Source organism: Streptomyces sp. NPDC048349 (assembly GCF_040651925.1).
GTDB lineage: Bacteria > Actinomycetota > Actinomycetes > Streptomycetales > Streptomycetaceae > Streptomyces.
The window spans coordinates 85,813-100,959 of the sequence record NZ_JBEZLA010000022.1 but is presented as its reverse complement, the minus strand read 5'-3'; the positions used below and the strand labels follow the sequence as shown (position 1 = coordinate 100,959).

The 15,147-nt window shown below is 72.6% G+C and carries 14 protein-coding genes; 7 read left to right on the top strand and 7 right to left on the bottom strand.

All coding sequences use genetic code 11. The features are described from left to right. Nucleotides 1-88 precede the first annotated feature (88 nt). Nucleotides 89-391: a hypothetical protein gene (locus tag AB0D44_RS14995; protein ID WP_362589837.1), complete on the bottom strand. Its 303-nt coding sequence runs from the start codon at nucleotides 389-391 to the stop codon at nucleotides 89-91. Nucleotides 392-503: 112 nt separating this feature from the next. Continuing rightward, entirely contained in the window at nucleotides 504-2,858 is a 2,355-nt protein-coding gene (locus AB0D44_RS14990; protein ID WP_362589854.1) for an immune inhibitor A domain-containing protein, read from the bottom strand. A gap of 472 nt (nucleotides 2,859-3,330) precedes the next feature. Between AB0D44_RS14990 and AB0D44_RS14985 the strand changes: the two genes are divergently transcribed. Further along, complete coding sequence (locus AB0D44_RS14985) at nucleotides 3,331-3,696, top strand: hypothetical protein (RefSeq protein WP_362589834.1); 366 nt, start codon at nucleotides 3,331-3,333, stop codon at nucleotides 3,694-3,696. Between the two features lie 37 nt (nucleotides 3,697-3,733). Here the strand turns inward: AB0D44_RS14985 and AB0D44_RS14980 are convergent, their stop codons facing one another. After that, the gene (locus tag AB0D44_RS14980; RefSeq protein ID WP_362589832.1) at nucleotides 3,734-4,456 is read right to left on the bottom strand and encodes an RDD family protein; all 723 of its coding nucleotides are present in this window, start codon (nucleotides 4,454-4,456) and stop codon (nucleotides 3,734-3,736) included. Between the two features lie 73 nt (nucleotides 4,457-4,529). Continuing rightward, entirely contained in the window at nucleotides 4,530-6,095 is a 1,566-nt protein-coding gene (locus AB0D44_RS14975) for an RDD family protein (RefSeq protein ID WP_362589829.1), read from the bottom strand. Nucleotides 6,096-6,354: 259 nt separating this feature from the next. On the opposite strand from AB0D44_RS14975, the gene AB0D44_RS14970 reads away from it, so the two are divergent. Then, nucleotides 6,355-6,834 (top strand): SsgA family sporulation/cell division regulator, encoded by a 480-nt coding sequence (locus tag AB0D44_RS14970; protein ID WP_362589826.1) that lies wholly within the window; start codon nucleotides 6,355-6,357, stop codon nucleotides 6,832-6,834. A gap of 25 nt (nucleotides 6,835-6,859) precedes the next feature. Here AB0D44_RS14970 and AB0D44_RS14965 read toward each other — a convergent pair whose 3' ends face one another. Further along, nucleotides 6,860-8,242, bottom strand: coding sequence for an FAD-linked oxidase C-terminal domain-containing protein (locus AB0D44_RS14965; protein WP_362589823.1), 1,383 nt, complete (start codon nucleotides 8,240-8,242; stop codon nucleotides 6,860-6,862). Nucleotides 8,243-8,338: 96 nt separating this feature from the next. Between AB0D44_RS14965 and AB0D44_RS14960 the strand changes: the two genes are divergently transcribed. Then, nucleotides 8,339-9,871 (top strand): hypothetical protein, encoded by a 1,533-nt coding sequence (locus tag AB0D44_RS14960; protein ID WP_362589820.1) that lies wholly within the window; start codon nucleotides 8,339-8,341, stop codon nucleotides 9,869-9,871. Nucleotides 9,872-10,343: 472 nt separating this feature from the next. On the opposite strand, the gene hppD is transcribed toward AB0D44_RS14960, so the two are convergent. Then, nucleotides 10,344-11,498, bottom strand: coding sequence for a 4-hydroxyphenylpyruvate dioxygenase (gene hppD / locus AB0D44_RS14955; protein ID WP_362589817.1), 1,155 nt, complete (start codon nucleotides 11,496-11,498; stop codon nucleotides 10,344-10,346). 122 nt (nucleotides 11,499-11,620) lie between these two features. Here hppD and AB0D44_RS14950 point away from each other — a divergent pair, with 122 nt between their 5' ends. The 4 genes from AB0D44_RS14950 (at nucleotide 11,621) to AB0D44_RS14935 (ending at nucleotide 14,283) form a co-directional block, all read left to right on the top strand. After that, complete coding sequence (locus AB0D44_RS14950) at nucleotides 11,621-12,091, top strand: Lrp/AsnC family transcriptional regulator (protein ID WP_362589851.1); 471 nt, start codon at nucleotides 11,621-11,623, stop codon at nucleotides 12,089-12,091. Nucleotides 12,092-12,159: 68 nt separating this feature from the next. Beyond that, on the top strand, nucleotides 12,160-12,759 hold the full coding sequence (locus AB0D44_RS14945) for a helix-turn-helix domain-containing protein (protein WP_362589815.1): 600 nt from the start codon (nucleotides 12,160-12,162) through the stop codon (nucleotides 12,757-12,759). Nucleotides 12,760-12,787: 28 nt separating this feature from the next. Continuing rightward, complete coding sequence (locus AB0D44_RS14940) at nucleotides 12,788-12,991, top strand: hypothetical protein (protein ID WP_362589812.1); 204 nt, start codon at nucleotides 12,788-12,790, stop codon at nucleotides 12,989-12,991. Next, on the top strand, nucleotides 12,988-14,283 hold the full coding sequence (locus AB0D44_RS14935; RefSeq protein WP_362589810.1) for an MFS transporter: 1,296 nt from the start codon (nucleotides 12,988-12,990) through the stop codon (nucleotides 14,281-14,283). The genes AB0D44_RS14940 and AB0D44_RS14935 overlap by 4 nt, the downstream gene beginning before the upstream one ends. On the opposite strand, the gene AB0D44_RS14930 is transcribed toward AB0D44_RS14935, so the two are convergent. Then, nucleotides 14,213-15,010: a S16 family serine protease gene (locus tag AB0D44_RS14930; protein ID WP_362589807.1), complete on the bottom strand. Its 798-nt coding sequence runs from the start codon at nucleotides 15,008-15,010 to the stop codon at nucleotides 14,213-14,215. The two genes, AB0D44_RS14935 and AB0D44_RS14930, sit on opposite strands and share 71 nt — an antisense overlap. Nucleotides 15,011-15,147 lie beyond the last annotated feature (137 nt).

The window sequence follows — 15,147 nt, the reverse complement described above, 5'->3', positions numbered from 1 at the left end:
CCCGTACTGGACGTACTTGGGCTTTCGGCCGGTGCGGCGAGAGTGCGTGCCGGGCACCGCGACGCCGCGGACCTCCGTCAGACACCCCCTAGGTGCCCAGGAGGGCCCGGATGGGGTGCCAGAGCTCGTCCTCGACGTCGGGCGCGCAGCGCCAGAGCAGGCCGTCCGGGTGGTGCAGGACGGCCGTGACCTCGTCCGGGGTCGGTGGCTGCGCGTTGCCCCGCAGGTACACCGCCCGCATACCGAGGTTCCGCAGCCTGGTCAGGGCGCGGGCCCGGTTCGCGGCGTGCACCAGCACGCGGACGTTTCCGCCCTCTCCCGAGGGCCTCGGCAGCGTGAGCGCGACCACCACGCTGCCGCCTGGCAATCTGACGAAACCTCCACCGGGCATGGCTGTCATCTCCCCCGTCAATAAGAAACTCGCACCACGCATCTAAACGCGATCGGCCGCCGCCCGCTAGAGGGCGACGGCCGATCACGCTTTGACCTGCGGTTTTATCGAATTACTTCGAGGAGGGGCCGACCTCGACCGTCATGACGAGACCGTCGTAGGTCTCCTTGGCGATCTTGATCTTGGTGTTGGTGTCAGTGACCCTCACCGAGCCGGTCGGGTTCTCGTCGTAGTAGTACTTGCCCTTGTGGTCGTCGAAGACCAGCTGGGCGGGCTTCGGCTTCAGGAACAGCGACTCGCCGTTCTTGTGCAGCGTGAACGCGTCCGTGGAGTACGCGCTGAAGGCGGCGTCGTACGGCTGGATCTTGTTCCGCAGCAGGGTGCCGTCCGCCCACTTCATGGGCTTGGCGTTGGCGTCGATCGGCAGGATCAGACCCTGGCCCGGGTGCTGGCTGGTGTTGTTGTCCTTCTGGGAGGTGTCCCACTGCCAGATCAGCAGACCGTCCTGGTACGGGTAGTGCTCGACCCAGTCGGGACGGGTGGTGCCGAAGCCGAAGTTGTACGGGCCCACCTTGAGGGTGGAGTCGTACGAGACGTAGCGGCGGTTCTCGGCCAGGTAGTACTGCGCGTACTCCTTGGTGAAGCCGGCGCCGATGCGCGAGAAGCCCTTGCCGGTCCAGCCGTTGTCGCCGTTCTCGGCGCCGTCGGTGAACAGCGCGGCGCCGTCCGCGGTCAGGGTGACGGCGTCGGCGGTGAAGCCCTTGCCGCCCGCGCCGCCGTCCGTCTGGTAGCGGAAGCGCAGGTCGATCTTCTTGCCCGCGTAGGCGTCGAGCGGGAAGTTCAGGTTCTTCCAGGCACCCGAGACACCGGTCAGCGACGGGCTGCCGGAGGCGTCGGCCGGGATGGCCGTGCCGTCGGCGGTACCGGCGAGGGCGGTCCAGTTGGCGCCGCCGTCGGTGGACACCTCGGTGTAGAGGTAGTCGTAGTCGGCCTCGATGTCCCACCAGCCCTTGAGGGACAGCGCGGCGGACGTCTTGCCCGTCAGGTCCACGGAGCGGGTGAGGGTGTTCTTGAGGTCGTCACCCATGTTGCTCCACCACTGCGAGGCGCCCTCGGCGGGAGCGACGACCTCGGTGGTGACCTTCTTCTTCGGCAGCTCGACGACCAGCGCCTGCTTGTCCTTGGTGTTGTACTCCGCCACGCCCAGCTTGTGGGTGGACTTCGTCGCGGCCTTGGCCGTGTCGTAGTTCAGCCAGCCCAGCTGGAGCTTGTCCCAGGCGGTCATGTCGCCCGGGAGGTCGCCTATGGAGTCCTTGCCGGTGCCGAGCCAGGAGCCGGCCGACATCAGGGACCAGAAGCCGACCGAGTTCTCGCCGCCACCGGAGGTGTCGTAGAGGTCCGGCAGACCCAGGTCGTGGCCGTACTCGTGCGCGAAGACGCCGAGGCCGCCGTTCTCCGGCTGCATCGTGTAGTCGCCGACCCAGATGCCGGTGTCACCGATCTGGGTGCCGCCGGCCTTGTTGTTCTCCGGGCCCGTCTTGCCCGCGGCGGTGCCGTAGGCGTACCAGCGGTGCGCCCACAGCGCGGTCGTGCCCTGCGCGCCGCCGCCGGCCGACTCGTCCTCGCCCGCGTGGACGATCTGGAAGTGGTCGATGTAACCGTCGGGCTCGTTGAAGTTGCCGTCGGCGTCGAAGTCGTAGCGGTCCCACTGGTCGTACTGGGCCAGCTGCGCCTTGATCTCGGCGTCGGTCTTGCCGGCCTTCTTCTGGGCCTCGGTCCATGCGGTGACGCCGTCCTTGACGGTGTCCCACACGTTGGCGCAGTTGGTCTGGCCGCAGTAGTTGGAGCCGTAACGGCCCTCGTTGTACGGGACCTTGACCCAGTCGGAGACCTCGCCCTCGACCGAGTAGCGGCCCGAGGAGGTCTTCTCGTAGTAGGTCTTCAGCGAGTGCTTGCCCTGGCCCGTACCGAAGTACAGCTCCTGGAAGTAGTCGCGGCTGAAGTCCTTGCGCCAGGCAGTGCTGTTGTCCTTGGTGCGGTCCGGCTCGGCGATCGTGTTGTGCGCCGGGCCGGGGGTGCCGCCGTACTTCGGGACGGCCGGCTTCGGGCCCGGGCCGTCCGGGTCGAACATGGTCGTGTTGTCGACCTGGTCGCCGAACTCGACGAGGATCGTGAAGATCTTGTCGGTCTTCTCGCGGCCGAGCTCGACGTACTTGCTCTCGTCGAGCTTGACGACCTTGGAGGCGCCGCGCTGCTCGACGTCCTTCTTGCCGGTCAGCACCTGCTCCAGGGCGGCCTTGCGCTGCTGCGCCTGCTGCTCGCTGAAGGGGCCCTTGAGGTTGTGCTCGACCACCTTGGAAGGAGCGGTCGGGTCCTGGTGGTCGGCCGCGGGGGCGCCCGGCCCCTTGTCGTCGGCCTGGGCCGAGGCGACGGTGAAGAAGGTGGCGCTGGTCGCGCAGGCGGCCATGGTCACGGCGACGGCGGCGGTGCGAAGCGCACGCCGTCTGGCGGAATTGCTGGTCACTTGATGTCGTTCCCCTCCCGCGGCCGCATGGACGGTCGGAACGTCTCCATAGGAGCGGGGGGTTCCGCGCGGCGCGCGTCTCAAGTGACGACATTTGACCGGAGAGTCGAGAGAAAAGACAGACCTTGACTTGTTCCTTACAACTGCACTATGCGGTCAGTCAGTTCCGCTATTCGGACGTTCCGCTGCCATATGGGGCGAAGGGCACGTCACGACCGTCCGCCACGCGCCTCAGCCGGGCATTTCGGGCCCACCGGGGCGTGCGCGATGACCCTGTGCGCCCCCCGTGCTCCGGCACCGTGGGTTAGGTCACGCTTACTGCCGGTTCCGCTCGGGCATCCCCCGTCGTAGAGTCACTTGACGCGCGACCTAGTTGAGCCGACTCCCCCTCCCCTCACCGAGGACGGATATCGCCATGCCGCGTCCGACTGCCGCACAGCTCGCCTACGGGTCCGCCACCGTCGTCGTGTCGACGATCGCCATGCTGCTGCTCTCGCAGACGAGTTCGGGGCTGTGGATCGCGCTCGTGTGCGCCGCCGCCCTCGCGCTCGGTCTGCTCGTCGCCCTCACCGTGCCGCTCCCGCGGCGCCGGGGCCGCCACGCGTCCCGTCCGGGCGCGGCCGCGCCGGCGCCCGCCTCCGCACCGGCCCCCGCGGCCGCACCGGCTCCCGCGCCCGCCCCCGCGCCGGCCCCGGCGCGCCTCCCGCACGAGGACGCGCCGACGGCCGCCCGGGTACCCGAATCCCGGACGGCCGCTGCGGAACACCCCGTTCACCACTGAGCGCGCGGCTCGACGGTGGAGACGGTCAGGTGTGGTCCTAGGTGGTGGACTGCACGACCACCGTCCTGCCCACCTTGTCGTGGAGGCCCTGCTTGTACGGCTTGTCCACGAGGATCGAGATCACCAGCGCGATCGGCCACAGGCAGAAGCAGCAGATCAGCGTCGGCAGCCAGAGCACGGCGGCCCGGGCGAGGGCGGGGCCGGACTGCGGGACGCTGCCGTCGTTGAGCATCGCGACGCGCAGGCCCATCGCCTTCTTGCCGATCGTCTGGCCGTTCCTCCGGGTGAACCACCAGTCGTAGCCGAGGTACGCGACGATCGAGATCAGCGTCATGATCAGGCCGCTGCCGCTGTAGGACCGCGTGATGACCTCGCTGATGTCCTCGCCCTCGTTCGTCTCGACCATGTACCGCTTGGTGCCGAAGGCCAGTTGGATGAGGAACAGGGGCACGGCGACGATGACCACGTCGATGACGCGGGCGGCCAGCCGCCTGCCGAAGTCCGCGAGCGGGGGCATCCCCGCGAGCGGATCGGGCATGCCGTAGCCGCCGCCGTAGGGGTCGCCGCCACCGCCGTACGGGGGCGGGGGCGGCGGGGGGTATCCGCCGCCGCCCGCGCCGCCGGGGGGCGGGGGCGGCGGGGTGCCCGGGGGCGGTGAGCCGTACGGCGAACCGCCCGACGGAGGCGTCGGTTCCTGGGGCTTCTTGAGGAACGGGTCGTCCTCGGGCCGTTCGCCCGGCGGCGGCTGGTCGGTACTCATGGCCCGAGTCGAACCCGGCCCCGTCAACCTCGCAACGCGACGGCATCCAATCGGGGGACGGCCCAGGCGGCTCCTAGCGAGCCACGTACGTCCCGGACGCTCTGTCGTGCCAGCCGCGGCGCTTCGGGCGGTCCACGAGGCACCAGAGGCCGCCCAGGGGGCCGAGGAGGGCGAACAGCAGCCAGCGGCGCAGGGAGGCGCCGAGGGTGGGCGGGCGCAGGGTGGCGGTGGACAGCACCCGCACGCCGAGGAGCTTCTTGCCCGGGGTGCGGCCCCAACGGGCGGTCGGCAGGGCCTCGTAGAAGACGCCGAAGAGCAGGACCGCGCCGAGGACCAGCCCGAGCTGGCCGGTGACGGTCCCGTCGAGCAGCCAGACGGTGGTGGTGCGGCCGCTCGTGCGGGCGGCGTCCACCTTGGCCTGGAGGTGGGCGGTGGCGGCGGGGACCAGGGGCGCGGCGGTGGCCGCCGCGACCGCCGCGAGGACCAGGGAGTCCACGGCACGGGCCACGGCCCGGCGGATCAGACCGGCGGGCCGCACGGCCCGCTCGGCCATCCGCTCGAACACCTCCCGCGGGGTCCCGCTGCCCTCCCTGCGGGGGGCGGGGGCCTCGGCGGCGCGTTCCCCGCGGGGTGCGGGGGGCTGGGCGGCGCCCTGCCGGTGGGCGGCCCGGGCCGGGGCCGGCTCCTCCCGGCGGCCGGCACCGGCCTCGAGGGGGCCCTCCCGACGCGGGGCCCGGGCCTCGGCGGAGTCCTCCCCGCGGGGCGCCCAGGACCCGGCGGCGTCCTCCCGGCGGGGTGCCCGGGCCTCGGACCCGGCAGGGGCGGACTGCTCGGCAGCCGGGATGGACGGGCGCGCGCCCGCTTGCCGGGGCTGCCAGGGCTCGGGGCGGACCGCGGCGGGCCGGGGCTCGACGGGGCGGGGCTCTGCGGGGCGGGGCTCCGCGGGCCGGGGCTCCGCGGGCCGGGGCTCCGCGGCGGCAGGGGCCGTCTCGGGCCAGGAGGACGTCAGGCCCGACCCCCTGGACCCCGCGGACCCGCCGGGCGCGTCGGGCCATGCGGGGGCCGGAGCCGGGGCGGGCGCGGGGGCCGGAGCCGGGGGCGCGGGGGCGGGAGCCGGGGCCGGGGGCGCCGCCGCCGGGGAGCGGGCCGACAGGATCCCGGCCGCGGCGGACGGCGTACGGGCGAGGGAGATCCCGGCGGCCGGGCCCCGCGCCGGGAGCGGGACCACCCGCTCGGGATCCCGCTCGGGATCCCGCTCGGCCTCCCGCTCCGGCTCGCGCTCGGGCTCCGGTGCGCGCTCGGGCTCCGACGGGCTGCCCCACGACACCCGGCGGTCGCGCGGCCCGCCGAAGCCGGCCTGGTGCACGGGGTCGGCCTGCCACACCGCCTGCTCCACGGCCCGCTCGGCCACCGCCGCCGTCGCCGAGGTCTGGTCCAGGAACACCGGCCCGGTCTCCTCCACGGCCACGGGGGCCGGCACCGGCACGGGCGCCGGGGCAGGCGCAGGCGCAGGGGCCGGGCGGCTCGTTCCCGGAACCCAGGCGGCACCGTTCCAGTACCGGACGTACCCGGGGATGGACGGATCGGGGTAGTAGCCCTCGCGGGCCGCGTGCTCGCCGTCACCAGGGGAGGCCGTCAATGTCCCCAACTCCGATCGTGGCTTGAGGCATGTGCAGGGCAGGACCATAGCCAAGAACCGCCCCCCGACAGGTCCGGTAACGGGAGATTGCAAACCTTCGGGCGAACCCCCGGCCATGCGACTGTTTCCGGTCACCCGACAGAAATCGGCCAACCTTCGATTCCCCGCCCGAAGTCGCGTCATACCCGGGCCCGCCGGAGCTCTCTGCGGGTGTGGGGCGCGATCCGCCCCCGCGCACCGAACCGAAGTGAGGCCCGTCATGCACCACCCCGTCATCGAGCGCGATCTGGAACTCAAGCTGGTCCTGTCCCCCGAGCGCAGCATCCCCGTGCCGGCCCGGCTCCTCTACCTCACGGACGACCCGTACGCCGTTCACATCACCTTCCACACGGGCTCCAGCGCGCCCGTGAACTGGACCTTCGCCCGCGAGCTGCTGGTCGAGGGCGTGTTCCGCCCCTGCGGCCACGGCGACGTCCGGGTCTGGCCCACCAAGATCGACAACAAGTCGGTGCTCTGCATGGCGCTCAGCTCGCCCGACGGCGACGCCCTGCTGGAGGCCCCCGCCACCTCCGTGTCGGCCTGGCTGGAGCGCACCCTGCGCATCGTCCCGCCCGGCACCGAGGCCGAACGGCTCGGCCTGGACGACGCCCTGGCCCAGCTGCTCGCCCCCACCCCCGCCGACGAGCTGTGGCTGCGCGATCCCTGGCCCTCGGACGAGTCCGCCGACGGGGACCTGTGAGGCCGGCAGCGGGCCGGCGGTGGGATCAGAAGAGCTTGCCCGGGTTGAGCAGGCCCAGCGGGTCGAAGGCCGCCTTGACCGCGCGCTGCATCTCCAGTCCCACCGGCCCGAGTTCGCGCGCCAGCCATTCCTTCTTCAGCACGCCCACCCCGTGCTCTCCGGTGATGGTCCCGCCGAGCGAGAGCCCCAGCGCCATGATCTCGCCGAAGGACGCGCGGGCCCGTCGCGTCTCGTCCTCGTCGGCGGGGTCGAAGCAGACGATCGGGTGGGTGTTGCCGTCGCCCGCGTGCGCGCAGACCCCGATGAGCAGGTCGTGCGCGCGGGCGATCGCGGCGGTGCCGTCCAGCATCTCGGCGAGCCGCGAGCGCGGTACGCACACGTCGTCGATCATCGTCGCGGGCCTGAGCGCCTCCAGACCGGGGAAGGCCATCCGGCGGGCCTGCAGGAGCAGTTGCGACTCCGCCTCGTCCTCGGCGGGCACGACGGCGGTGGCCCCGACGGCCGTGCACAGCTCTCCCACGGCCGCGAGGTCCTCGGGGGCGTGCGGGGTGTCGAAGGCGGCGAGCAGCAGGGCTTCGGTGGCCTCCGGGAGGCCCATCCTGCCGAGCGCGTTGACGGCCCGGACGGTCGTGCGGTCCATGAGCTCCAGCAGCGAGGGGGTCAGGCCCGCCTCCATGACGGCGCAGACGGCTGCGCAGGCGGCCGCGACGGAGGGGAACTCGGCGGCCAGCGCGAGCTGGCGGGGCGGCGCCGGGCGCAGCGCGAGGACGGCCCGTACGACGATGCCGAGGCTGCCTTCGGAGCCCACGAAGAGCCGGGTGAGGTCGTATCCGGCGACGCCCTTGGCGGTACGCCGGCCCGTGCTCAGCAGCCGCCCGTCGGCCAGCACCACGTCGAGGCCCAGCACGTACTCGGCGGTGACCCCGTACTTGACGCAGCACAGCCCGCCGGAGGCGGTGCCGATGTTGCCGCCGATGGTGCACTGCTCCCAGCTGGAGGGGTCGGGCGGGTAGTACAGGCCCTGTGCGGCAACGGCCCGCGAGAGGACCGCGTTGACCACGCCCGGTTCGACGACGGCGATCCGGTCGACGGCGGAGATCTCCAGGATCCGGTCCATCTTCACGAGGGACAGCACGATGCAGCCGTCGGAGGCGTTGGCCCCGCCCGACAGGCCCGTACGGGCGCCCTGCGGGACCACGGGGATCCGTAGGGCGGTGGCGGTGCGCATGACGTGCTGGACCTGTTCGACGGTCCGGGGCAGGACGACGGCCGCGGGGCGGCCCGCGGGGCAGAAGCTGGCCATGTCGGTGGCGTAGGAGGCGGTCACCTGGGGGTCGGTGAGGAGGGCCTCGGCGGGGAGCCCTGCCAGCAGGCTCGTGCGAAGACGTGCGAAGAGATCGTCATCCATGGGACCAGCGTGGCACCGGGGGCCATCGGTGTGAACACGGCCGCGACGGGCTTCGGACACTTCGGAGAGCTCTTCATATTGACGCACAGTGAGCCCATGGACCGTATCGACCGTATCGACGAGGAAGCGCAGACCCCGGCGCCGCCCGTGACCTTCACCGGCCGCAAGACGCTCGTGGCGGCCGCGGTCGCGGTGGTCCTGATCGCGGGGGCCCTGCTGATCCGGCCGGCCCGGACCGGGGACGACGCCCGCCCGCCGGGGCCGAGCGAACGGGCCGCGGCGGCGGTCGGAATGGGCGCGCCCGCGGCGGCGGTGGATCTGACGGCGCTGGTCGCCGACCGGGAGAAGTGGCTGGCGAAGCACGCGGACGACGACGCCTCGTGGGCGGTCCTGGGCGCCGCCTACCTGGAGCGGGCACGCCGCTCCGCGGATCCGGCCTGGTTCCCGAAGGCGGAGAAGGCGCTGAAGAGGTCCCTGGAGGTCCGCCCGGCCGAGAAGGGCAACTTCGACGCGATGACGGGCATGGGCACGCTGGCCAATGCCCGGCGGGACTTCGGGACCGGCAAGAAGTGGGGCGAGCTGGTGCGGGCGCAGTCCCCGCGGCGCTGGACGGCGTACCCGGTGCTCGTGGACGCGTACACCGGCCTGGGCGACTACAAGGCCGCGCAGGCGGCGATGGAGCGGCTGCTGGAGCTGCGGCCGGGCCTGGCGGCGTACGTCAGGGCCTCGCAGGTCTACCGGGACCGCGGCTGGCGCGAGGACGCGGTCGTGGCGATGGAGCAGGCGGCGGCCGCGGCCAAGGGCCCGGCGGAGAAGGCCTACGCGCTGTTCCGGCTCGGGGAGCTGTCCTGGGAGCGGGGCGACGCCGGGGAGGCGCTGCGGCTGTACGAGGGCGCGCTGCGGACGGATCCGGCGCAGGCGGAGGCGCTGGGCGGCCGGGCCCGGGCGCTGGCCGCGCTGGGCCGCGACGGGGAGGCCGTACGGGACTACCGGCTGGCGCTGGGGCGCACTCCGCTGCCGCGGCTGGCGCTGGAGCTGGGCGAGCTGCTGGATTCGCTGGGCCGGGAGCAGGAGGCGCGCGTCCCGTACGACATGCTGGACGCGCTGACGGTGCGGGACTCCCCGGACGGGGTCGACGACGACGTGGTGCTGGGCCTGTATGAGGCGGACCACGGCGATCCGGCGGCGGCGGTGCGGCGGCTGTCGCAGGAGTGGTCGCGCCACAAGAGCGTGCAGGTCGCGGACGCCCTGGGCTGGGCATTGCACAAGACGGGCGAGGACTCGACGGCGCTGGAGTACGCGAAGAAGGCGACCGAACTGGGTTTGCGCAGCGCCGACTTCGCCTACCACCGGGCGATGATCGAGCGGGGGCTGGGGGACGAGGCGGCGACGCGGCGCCACCTCCAGGAGGCGATGCGCACGAACCCGCACTTCTCGCCGCTGCGGGCGCCGCTGGCGAAGGAGGCCCTGGCGGCGATCGGGCAGCCGCCGTCGGGCGGTCCGGAGAACATGCAGCCGGCCACTCCGTGGGTGGCCCCGGAACTCCCGAAGGCGGCCGAGCCGAAGCCGAAGCCGAAGCCCGCGGCCCAGCCCAAACCAACACCAAAGCCGTCCGCGACCTCCACCTGACCCCCGGAGCCTGGCCCGGCCCCGCGACCCTCCCCTCCCGGGGGCCGCGAGGCCGGTCCCACTGCGCCCGGGCGCGCCACGGGGCTCCGCCCCACACCCCGCGCCTCAAACGCCGGCGGGGCTGGTCTTCGCTCCTGCCGCCGCCCATCAGCGGACGTCCCCCGCACGCCTCAAACGCCGGCGAGGCTGGTTTTGGCTCCCGCCGTCCGCCCTGTGCGGCTGGATTCCCCGCAGCGGCAGGCGGCATCAGCCAAATCCAGCCCCGCCGGCGTTTGAGGCGCGGGGGTCCGGGGGCGGAGCCCCCGGCAGCGGGGGCGCGGCCCGGCACGGCGAAGCCTCGGTGGGGGCGCGGCCGGGTATGGGCAGAGCCCAGGCGGCGGCGCGCCCCGGCGCGGGCCGAGCCCCCGGGCGGGGCCGCAGCCGGGCCCGGCGAAGCCCCCCGGCGGGAGCCAGGGGGCCGGGGCTGCGCAACCTACAGGTTGCCGCGCTTGGCCTGCTCGCGCTCGATCGCCTCGAACAGGGCCTTGAAGTTGCCCTTGCCGAAGCCCATCGAGCCGTGCCGCTCGATCATCTCGAAGAAGACCGTCGGCCGGTCCTGCACCGGCTTGGTGAAGATCTGCAGCAGGTAGCCGTCCTCGTCGCGGTCGACGAGGATCTTCAGCTCGCGCAGGGTCTCCACCGGCACCCGCGTCTCGCCCGCCCACTCGCCGAGCGTGTCGTAGTACGAGTCCGGCGTGTCCAGGAACTGCACGCCCGCCGCCCGCATCGACCGCACGGTCGCGACGATGTCGTTCGTGGCCAGCGCGATGTGCTGGACGCCCGCGCCGCCGTAGAACTCCAGGTACTCGTCGATCTGCGACTTCTTCTTCGCGATCGCCGGCTCGTTGATCGGGAACTTCACCTTCAGGGTGCCGTCCGCGACGACCTTCGACATCAGCGCCGAGTACTCGGTCGCGATGTCGTCGCCCACGAACTCCTTCATGTTCGTGAAGCCCATGACCTTGTTGTAGAAGGCGACCCACTCGTTCATGCGGCCGAGCTCGACGTTGCCGACGCAGTGGTCGATGGCCTGGAAGGTGCGCTTGGCCGGGGGCTCGACCATCGGGTCTACGGGGACGAAGCCGGGCAGGTAGACGCCGGTGTAGTCGCCGCGCTGCACCAGCGTGTGGCGGGTCTGGCCGTAGGTGGCGATCGCGGCCATCGTGACCGTGCCGTACTCGTCCTTGACCTCGTACGGCTCGTCCAGGCCACGGGCGCCGTGCTCGACGGCGTACGCGTACGCCGCCCGCACGTCCGGGACCTCGATGGCCAGGTCGATCACGCCGTCACCGTGGTCGGCGACGTGCTCGGCGAGGAAGCGGCCGTGGTCGGTCGTCGCCTTGATGACCGAGGTCAGGACGAAGCGCGCGGCGCCGTTGGTGAGGACGTAGCTGGCCGTCTCGCGCACGCCGTTCTCCGGTCCGGAGTAGGCGACGAGCTTCATGCCGAAGGCGGTGGAGTAGTAGTGCGCGGCCTGCTTGGCGTTGCCGACGGCGAAGACGACCGCGTCCATGCCCTTCACCGGGAAGGGGTCTGCCTCACGCGCGGTGTGCGGGGTGGTTTCGAGGTTCACCAGAGACTCAGTCATGAGCGCAGAGTCCCGCCGATCCACAAGCTGCGCAATAGTTTCCTGTTTGGCTATACAGAATGCCCAGTGCGGCCGCAGGATGGCTGAAACATCTGTGCACTATGACCACCCCGGAGGCACCTGTGGGCATCGACGAACTCGACGGCCGCCTCATCGTCCTGCTCGCCCGCGAGCCCCGGATCGGCGTCCTGGAGGCCTCGCGCCGCCTGGGCGTGGCGCGCGGGACCGTGCAGGCCCGTCTCGACCGGCTCCAGTCGAACGGGGTCATCCGCGGCTTCGGCCCGCAGGTCGATCCGACCGCGCTGGGATATCCGGTGACCGCCTTCGCCACCCTGGAGATCAAGCAGGGCCAGGGGGCCGACGTACGGGCCCACCTGGCCGGGGTGCCGGAGGTGCTGGAGCTGCACACCACCACGGGGCACGGCGACATGCTGTGCCGGCTCGTGGCACGGTCCAATGCCGACCTGCAGCGGGTGATCGACCGGGTCGTCGCCTTCGAGGGGATCGTCCGGGCCTCGACGGCGATCGTGATGGAGAACCCGGTGCCGCTGCGGATCATCCCGCTGGTCGAGCAGGCGGCCGAGGACGACTGACAGAGTTCCAAAGAAATGGTTGCAAAGAAATCCTTGCAGAGAATTCTTTGCAACTCTACAGTTGAGGCATGCCCGAGAAGCCCGGCGACCAGCCCTCCGTCCGCACCCTCGACGCCCACGCCCTGCGCGGCCTGGCGCACCCGCTGCGCATGCGCCTGCTGTCCGCCCTGCGCCAGAACGGCCCGGCCACCGCCTCCCAACTGGCCGAGAGGCTCGGCGAGTCCAGCGGCGCCACCAGCTACCACCTGCGCCAGCTCGCCGCGCACGGCTTCGTCGAGGACGCGCCCGAGCACGGGAAGGGCCGGGAGCGCTGGTGGAAGGCCAGCCACGACGTCACCTCCTTCGACGAGGGACTGATCCACGACCCGGCGACCCGCAGCGCGGCGGACGTCTTCCTGGCCGAGGTCGCGACGATCCACACGCAGGAGCTCACCACCTGGCTCGCCACGGCGCACGAGTGGCCCACCGAGTGGCGGGGCGCCTCGGACCTCAGCGACTTCACCCTGAGGCTGACGGCCGCCCAGAGCCACGAGCTGATCGGGAAGATGCACGACTTGATCAACAGCTACCGCGACCTGCCGCCTTCGGACGCGGACGACCCGGCCCCGGGCAGCACGGAAACGGTCCGCTTCCACACGCACGTCATCCCGCGCCGCACCGCCGAATAGCACCCCCTTTCGCAGAAGGAGTCCTGTCATGCACGCCTTCACCCATGCCTGCGACCACGCCGCCCGCACCGCCGACCTGACCGCCGCGGCCGCCGCCTGGCGCCTGGCCGCCGCGGCGGACACCACCCCCGCCCTGCGCGACCGCCTCGGCGAGGCACTGGTCGCCGCCGGGATCCGCCTGATGCAGCCGGCCCACGTCCAGGCCCGCCTCCAGCACCCGTACACGGCATGAGCAGACGGCCGTTCACGGCGGTCCTGGCCGCCAACACCATTTCCATAGCCGGGAGTTCGCTCACCCTGATCGGCGTGCCGTGGTTCGTGCTCCAGACCACGGGCAGCGCCGGCCGGGCCGGGATCGTCGCCTTCTGCGCCACCCTGCCCGTCGTCGTCGCCGCGCTCGTCGGAGGCCCGGTCATCGACCGGATCGGCCGTCGGCGGGTCTCCGCGGCCTCCGACCTGATCTGCGCGGTCTCCATCGGCGCGATCCCGCTGCTGCACTTCGCGGGCCTGCTCGAGTTCTGGATGCTGTGTGCGCTGATGGCCGTCGGGGGGCTCGTGCACACCCCGGGCCTGACCGCCCGGTACGTGCTCCTGCCGAGCCTGGCCGAGCACGCGGGCACCACGCTGGCCCGGGCGGCCAGCCTCTACGACGCCGTCTCGCGCGGGGCCCGGATGATCGGGGCCGCGCTGGCCGGCGTACTGATCGCGGCGTTCGGGGCCGAGACCGTGCTGCTCCTGGACGCGGCCACCTTCGCGGCGTCCGCCCTGCTGGTCGCCGCCTTCCTGCGCGGAGTACCGGCCGCGGAACCGCAACGCACCGCCGGCAAGGCCTCGTTCGCGGGGTACCGGGCCGAACTGGCCGAGGGCTGGGCCTTCCTGACCCGCTCCCGGCTGCTGACGGGCATCACGCTCATGGTGATGCTGACCAACGGCCTGGACCAGGGCTGGTTCTCCGTCCTGCTGCCGGTGCACGGCGACGACGCCTTCGGCGGCGCCACCACCCTGGGCCTGATGATCTCCCTCTTCGGCGGCGCCGCCCTGCTGGGCGCCCTGCTCTACGGGATGTGGGGCGAGCGGTTCCCGCGCAGGGCGGTGTTCGCGGCCGCGTTCCTGCTGTGCGGGGCGCCCCGCTACGTGACGGCCGCCCTCACGGACACCCCGCTGCCGCTCGCGGTGACCATGACCCTGGCCGGGCTCGGCGCCGGCGTGCTCAACCCGATCCTGACCACGGTCGTGTACGAGAACGTGCCCGAGGAGCTGCGCAGCCGCGTCTCGGGGGTGAGCACGGCGGGCTGCGAGCTGGCCATGCCGATGGGCGGACTGGCCGCCGGTCTGCTGGTCGACGGGTTCGGGGTGACGCGGGCGCTGCTGCTGTTCGGCGGCGCCTACCTGCTGACGACGCTGGCCCCGCTGGTCTTCCCGGCGTGGCGCGGGCTGAACGGCCGGGCCGCCGTCAGCAGGACGGAGCGTCCTGTCCCCGGTTCAGCGCCCGCAGGGCGTTCACCGCATCCGTCAGGGAAGTGACGGGGACCAGCCGGAGCCCCTCGGGGAGTTCGGACTGCGCGTCCGAGCACTCGGCCTTCGGTACGAGGAACACCGTCGCCCCGTCGCGCCGCGCGGCCTGCGTCTTCAGGGCCACTCCGCCGACCGCGCCGACCGCGCCGTCCGCGGCGATGGTGCCCGTGCCGGCGATGGTGCGGCCGCCGGTCAGGTCGCCGCCGCTGCCGTCCCCGTCGAGCTTGTCGACGATGCCGAGGGAGAAGAGGAGCCCGGCGCTGGGGCCGCCGACGTCGGCGAGGTTGAGGTCGACCTTCACGGCCTTGGGGTCCTTGTGGAGGTAGCCGAGGGCGGCCTGTGCGGCGGCCGACTGGGATCGGGCCATTTCCTCCAGATTGTGCTGCTCGATCTCCTCGTCGGTTCCGCCCGAGGAGTAGACGGCCTCCTTCGGCATGACGGCCCGGGAGCTGTCGAACCAGTGGTAGAGGAGTTCGGGCAGGTCCACCGTCTCGGAAGGCCCGGTGGCCTGGATGGTGGTCATCCGCAGCTGGCCCGTGGTCGGCCGGGTCGGGGCGCCGGCGACTGTGATGACGGGCTTGCCGTCCCGCTCCCCCAGCACATCGGCCGTCAGGCCCGGCTGGGCGATCACGAAGGGCAGCGGCGCGAGGACGGCGACGGCGAACAGCCCCGCCACGGGCACGGCACAGACGGCCAGGGCTACGGGAGGCTGCAGACGCAGAAGACGAGAGAGCACCCGGCCAATCTATCTGCCCACCCGCTCCCGCCCCGCAGGGCACATCCCGCCCTGCCGGGCAATCCCGGCCCCGGGGGGCACATCCCGCGCCCGGCAACCCGGCCCCGGGGGCACGTCCCGCACCCGGCTACCCAGCC

Coding starts and splice junctions, on each gene's coding strand:
- AB0D44_RS14935 (WP_362589810.1), top strand. CDS start 12,988: ATGAGCAGACGGCCGTTCACGGCGGTCCTGGCCGCCAACACCATTTCC.
- AB0D44_RS14945 (WP_362589815.1), top strand. CDS start 12,160: ATGCCCGAGAAGCCCGGCGACCAGCCCTCCGTCCGCACCCTCGACGCC.
- AB0D44_RS14940 (WP_362589812.1), top strand. CDS start 12,788: ATGCACGCCTTCACCCATGCCTGCGACCACGCCGCCCGCACCGCCGAC.
- hppD (WP_362589817.1), bottom strand. CDS start 11,498: ATGACTGAGTCTCTGGTGAACCTCGAAACCACCCCGCACACCGCGCGT.
- AB0D44_RS14965 (WP_362589823.1), bottom strand. CDS start 8,242: ATGGATGACGATCTCTTCGCACGTCTTCGCACGAGCCTGCTGGCAGGG.
- AB0D44_RS14980 (WP_362589832.1), bottom strand. CDS start 4,456: ATGAGTACCGACCAGCCGCCGCCGGGCGAACGGCCCGAGGACGACCCG.
- AB0D44_RS14995 (WP_362589837.1), bottom strand. CDS start 391: ATGCCCGGTGGAGGTTTCGTCAGATTGCCAGGCGGCAGCGTGGTGGTC.
- AB0D44_RS14990 (WP_362589854.1), bottom strand. CDS start 2,858: ATGGCCGCCTGCGCGACCAGCGCCACCTTCTTCACCGTCGCCTCGGCC.
- AB0D44_RS14960 (WP_362589820.1), top strand. CDS start 8,339: ATGGACCGTATCGACCGTATCGACGAGGAAGCGCAGACCCCGGCGCCG.
- AB0D44_RS14985 (WP_362589834.1), top strand. CDS start 3,331: ATGCCGCGTCCGACTGCCGCACAGCTCGCCTACGGGTCCGCCACCGTC.
- AB0D44_RS14970 (WP_362589826.1), top strand. CDS start 6,355: ATGCACCACCCCGTCATCGAGCGCGATCTGGAACTCAAGCTGGTCCTG.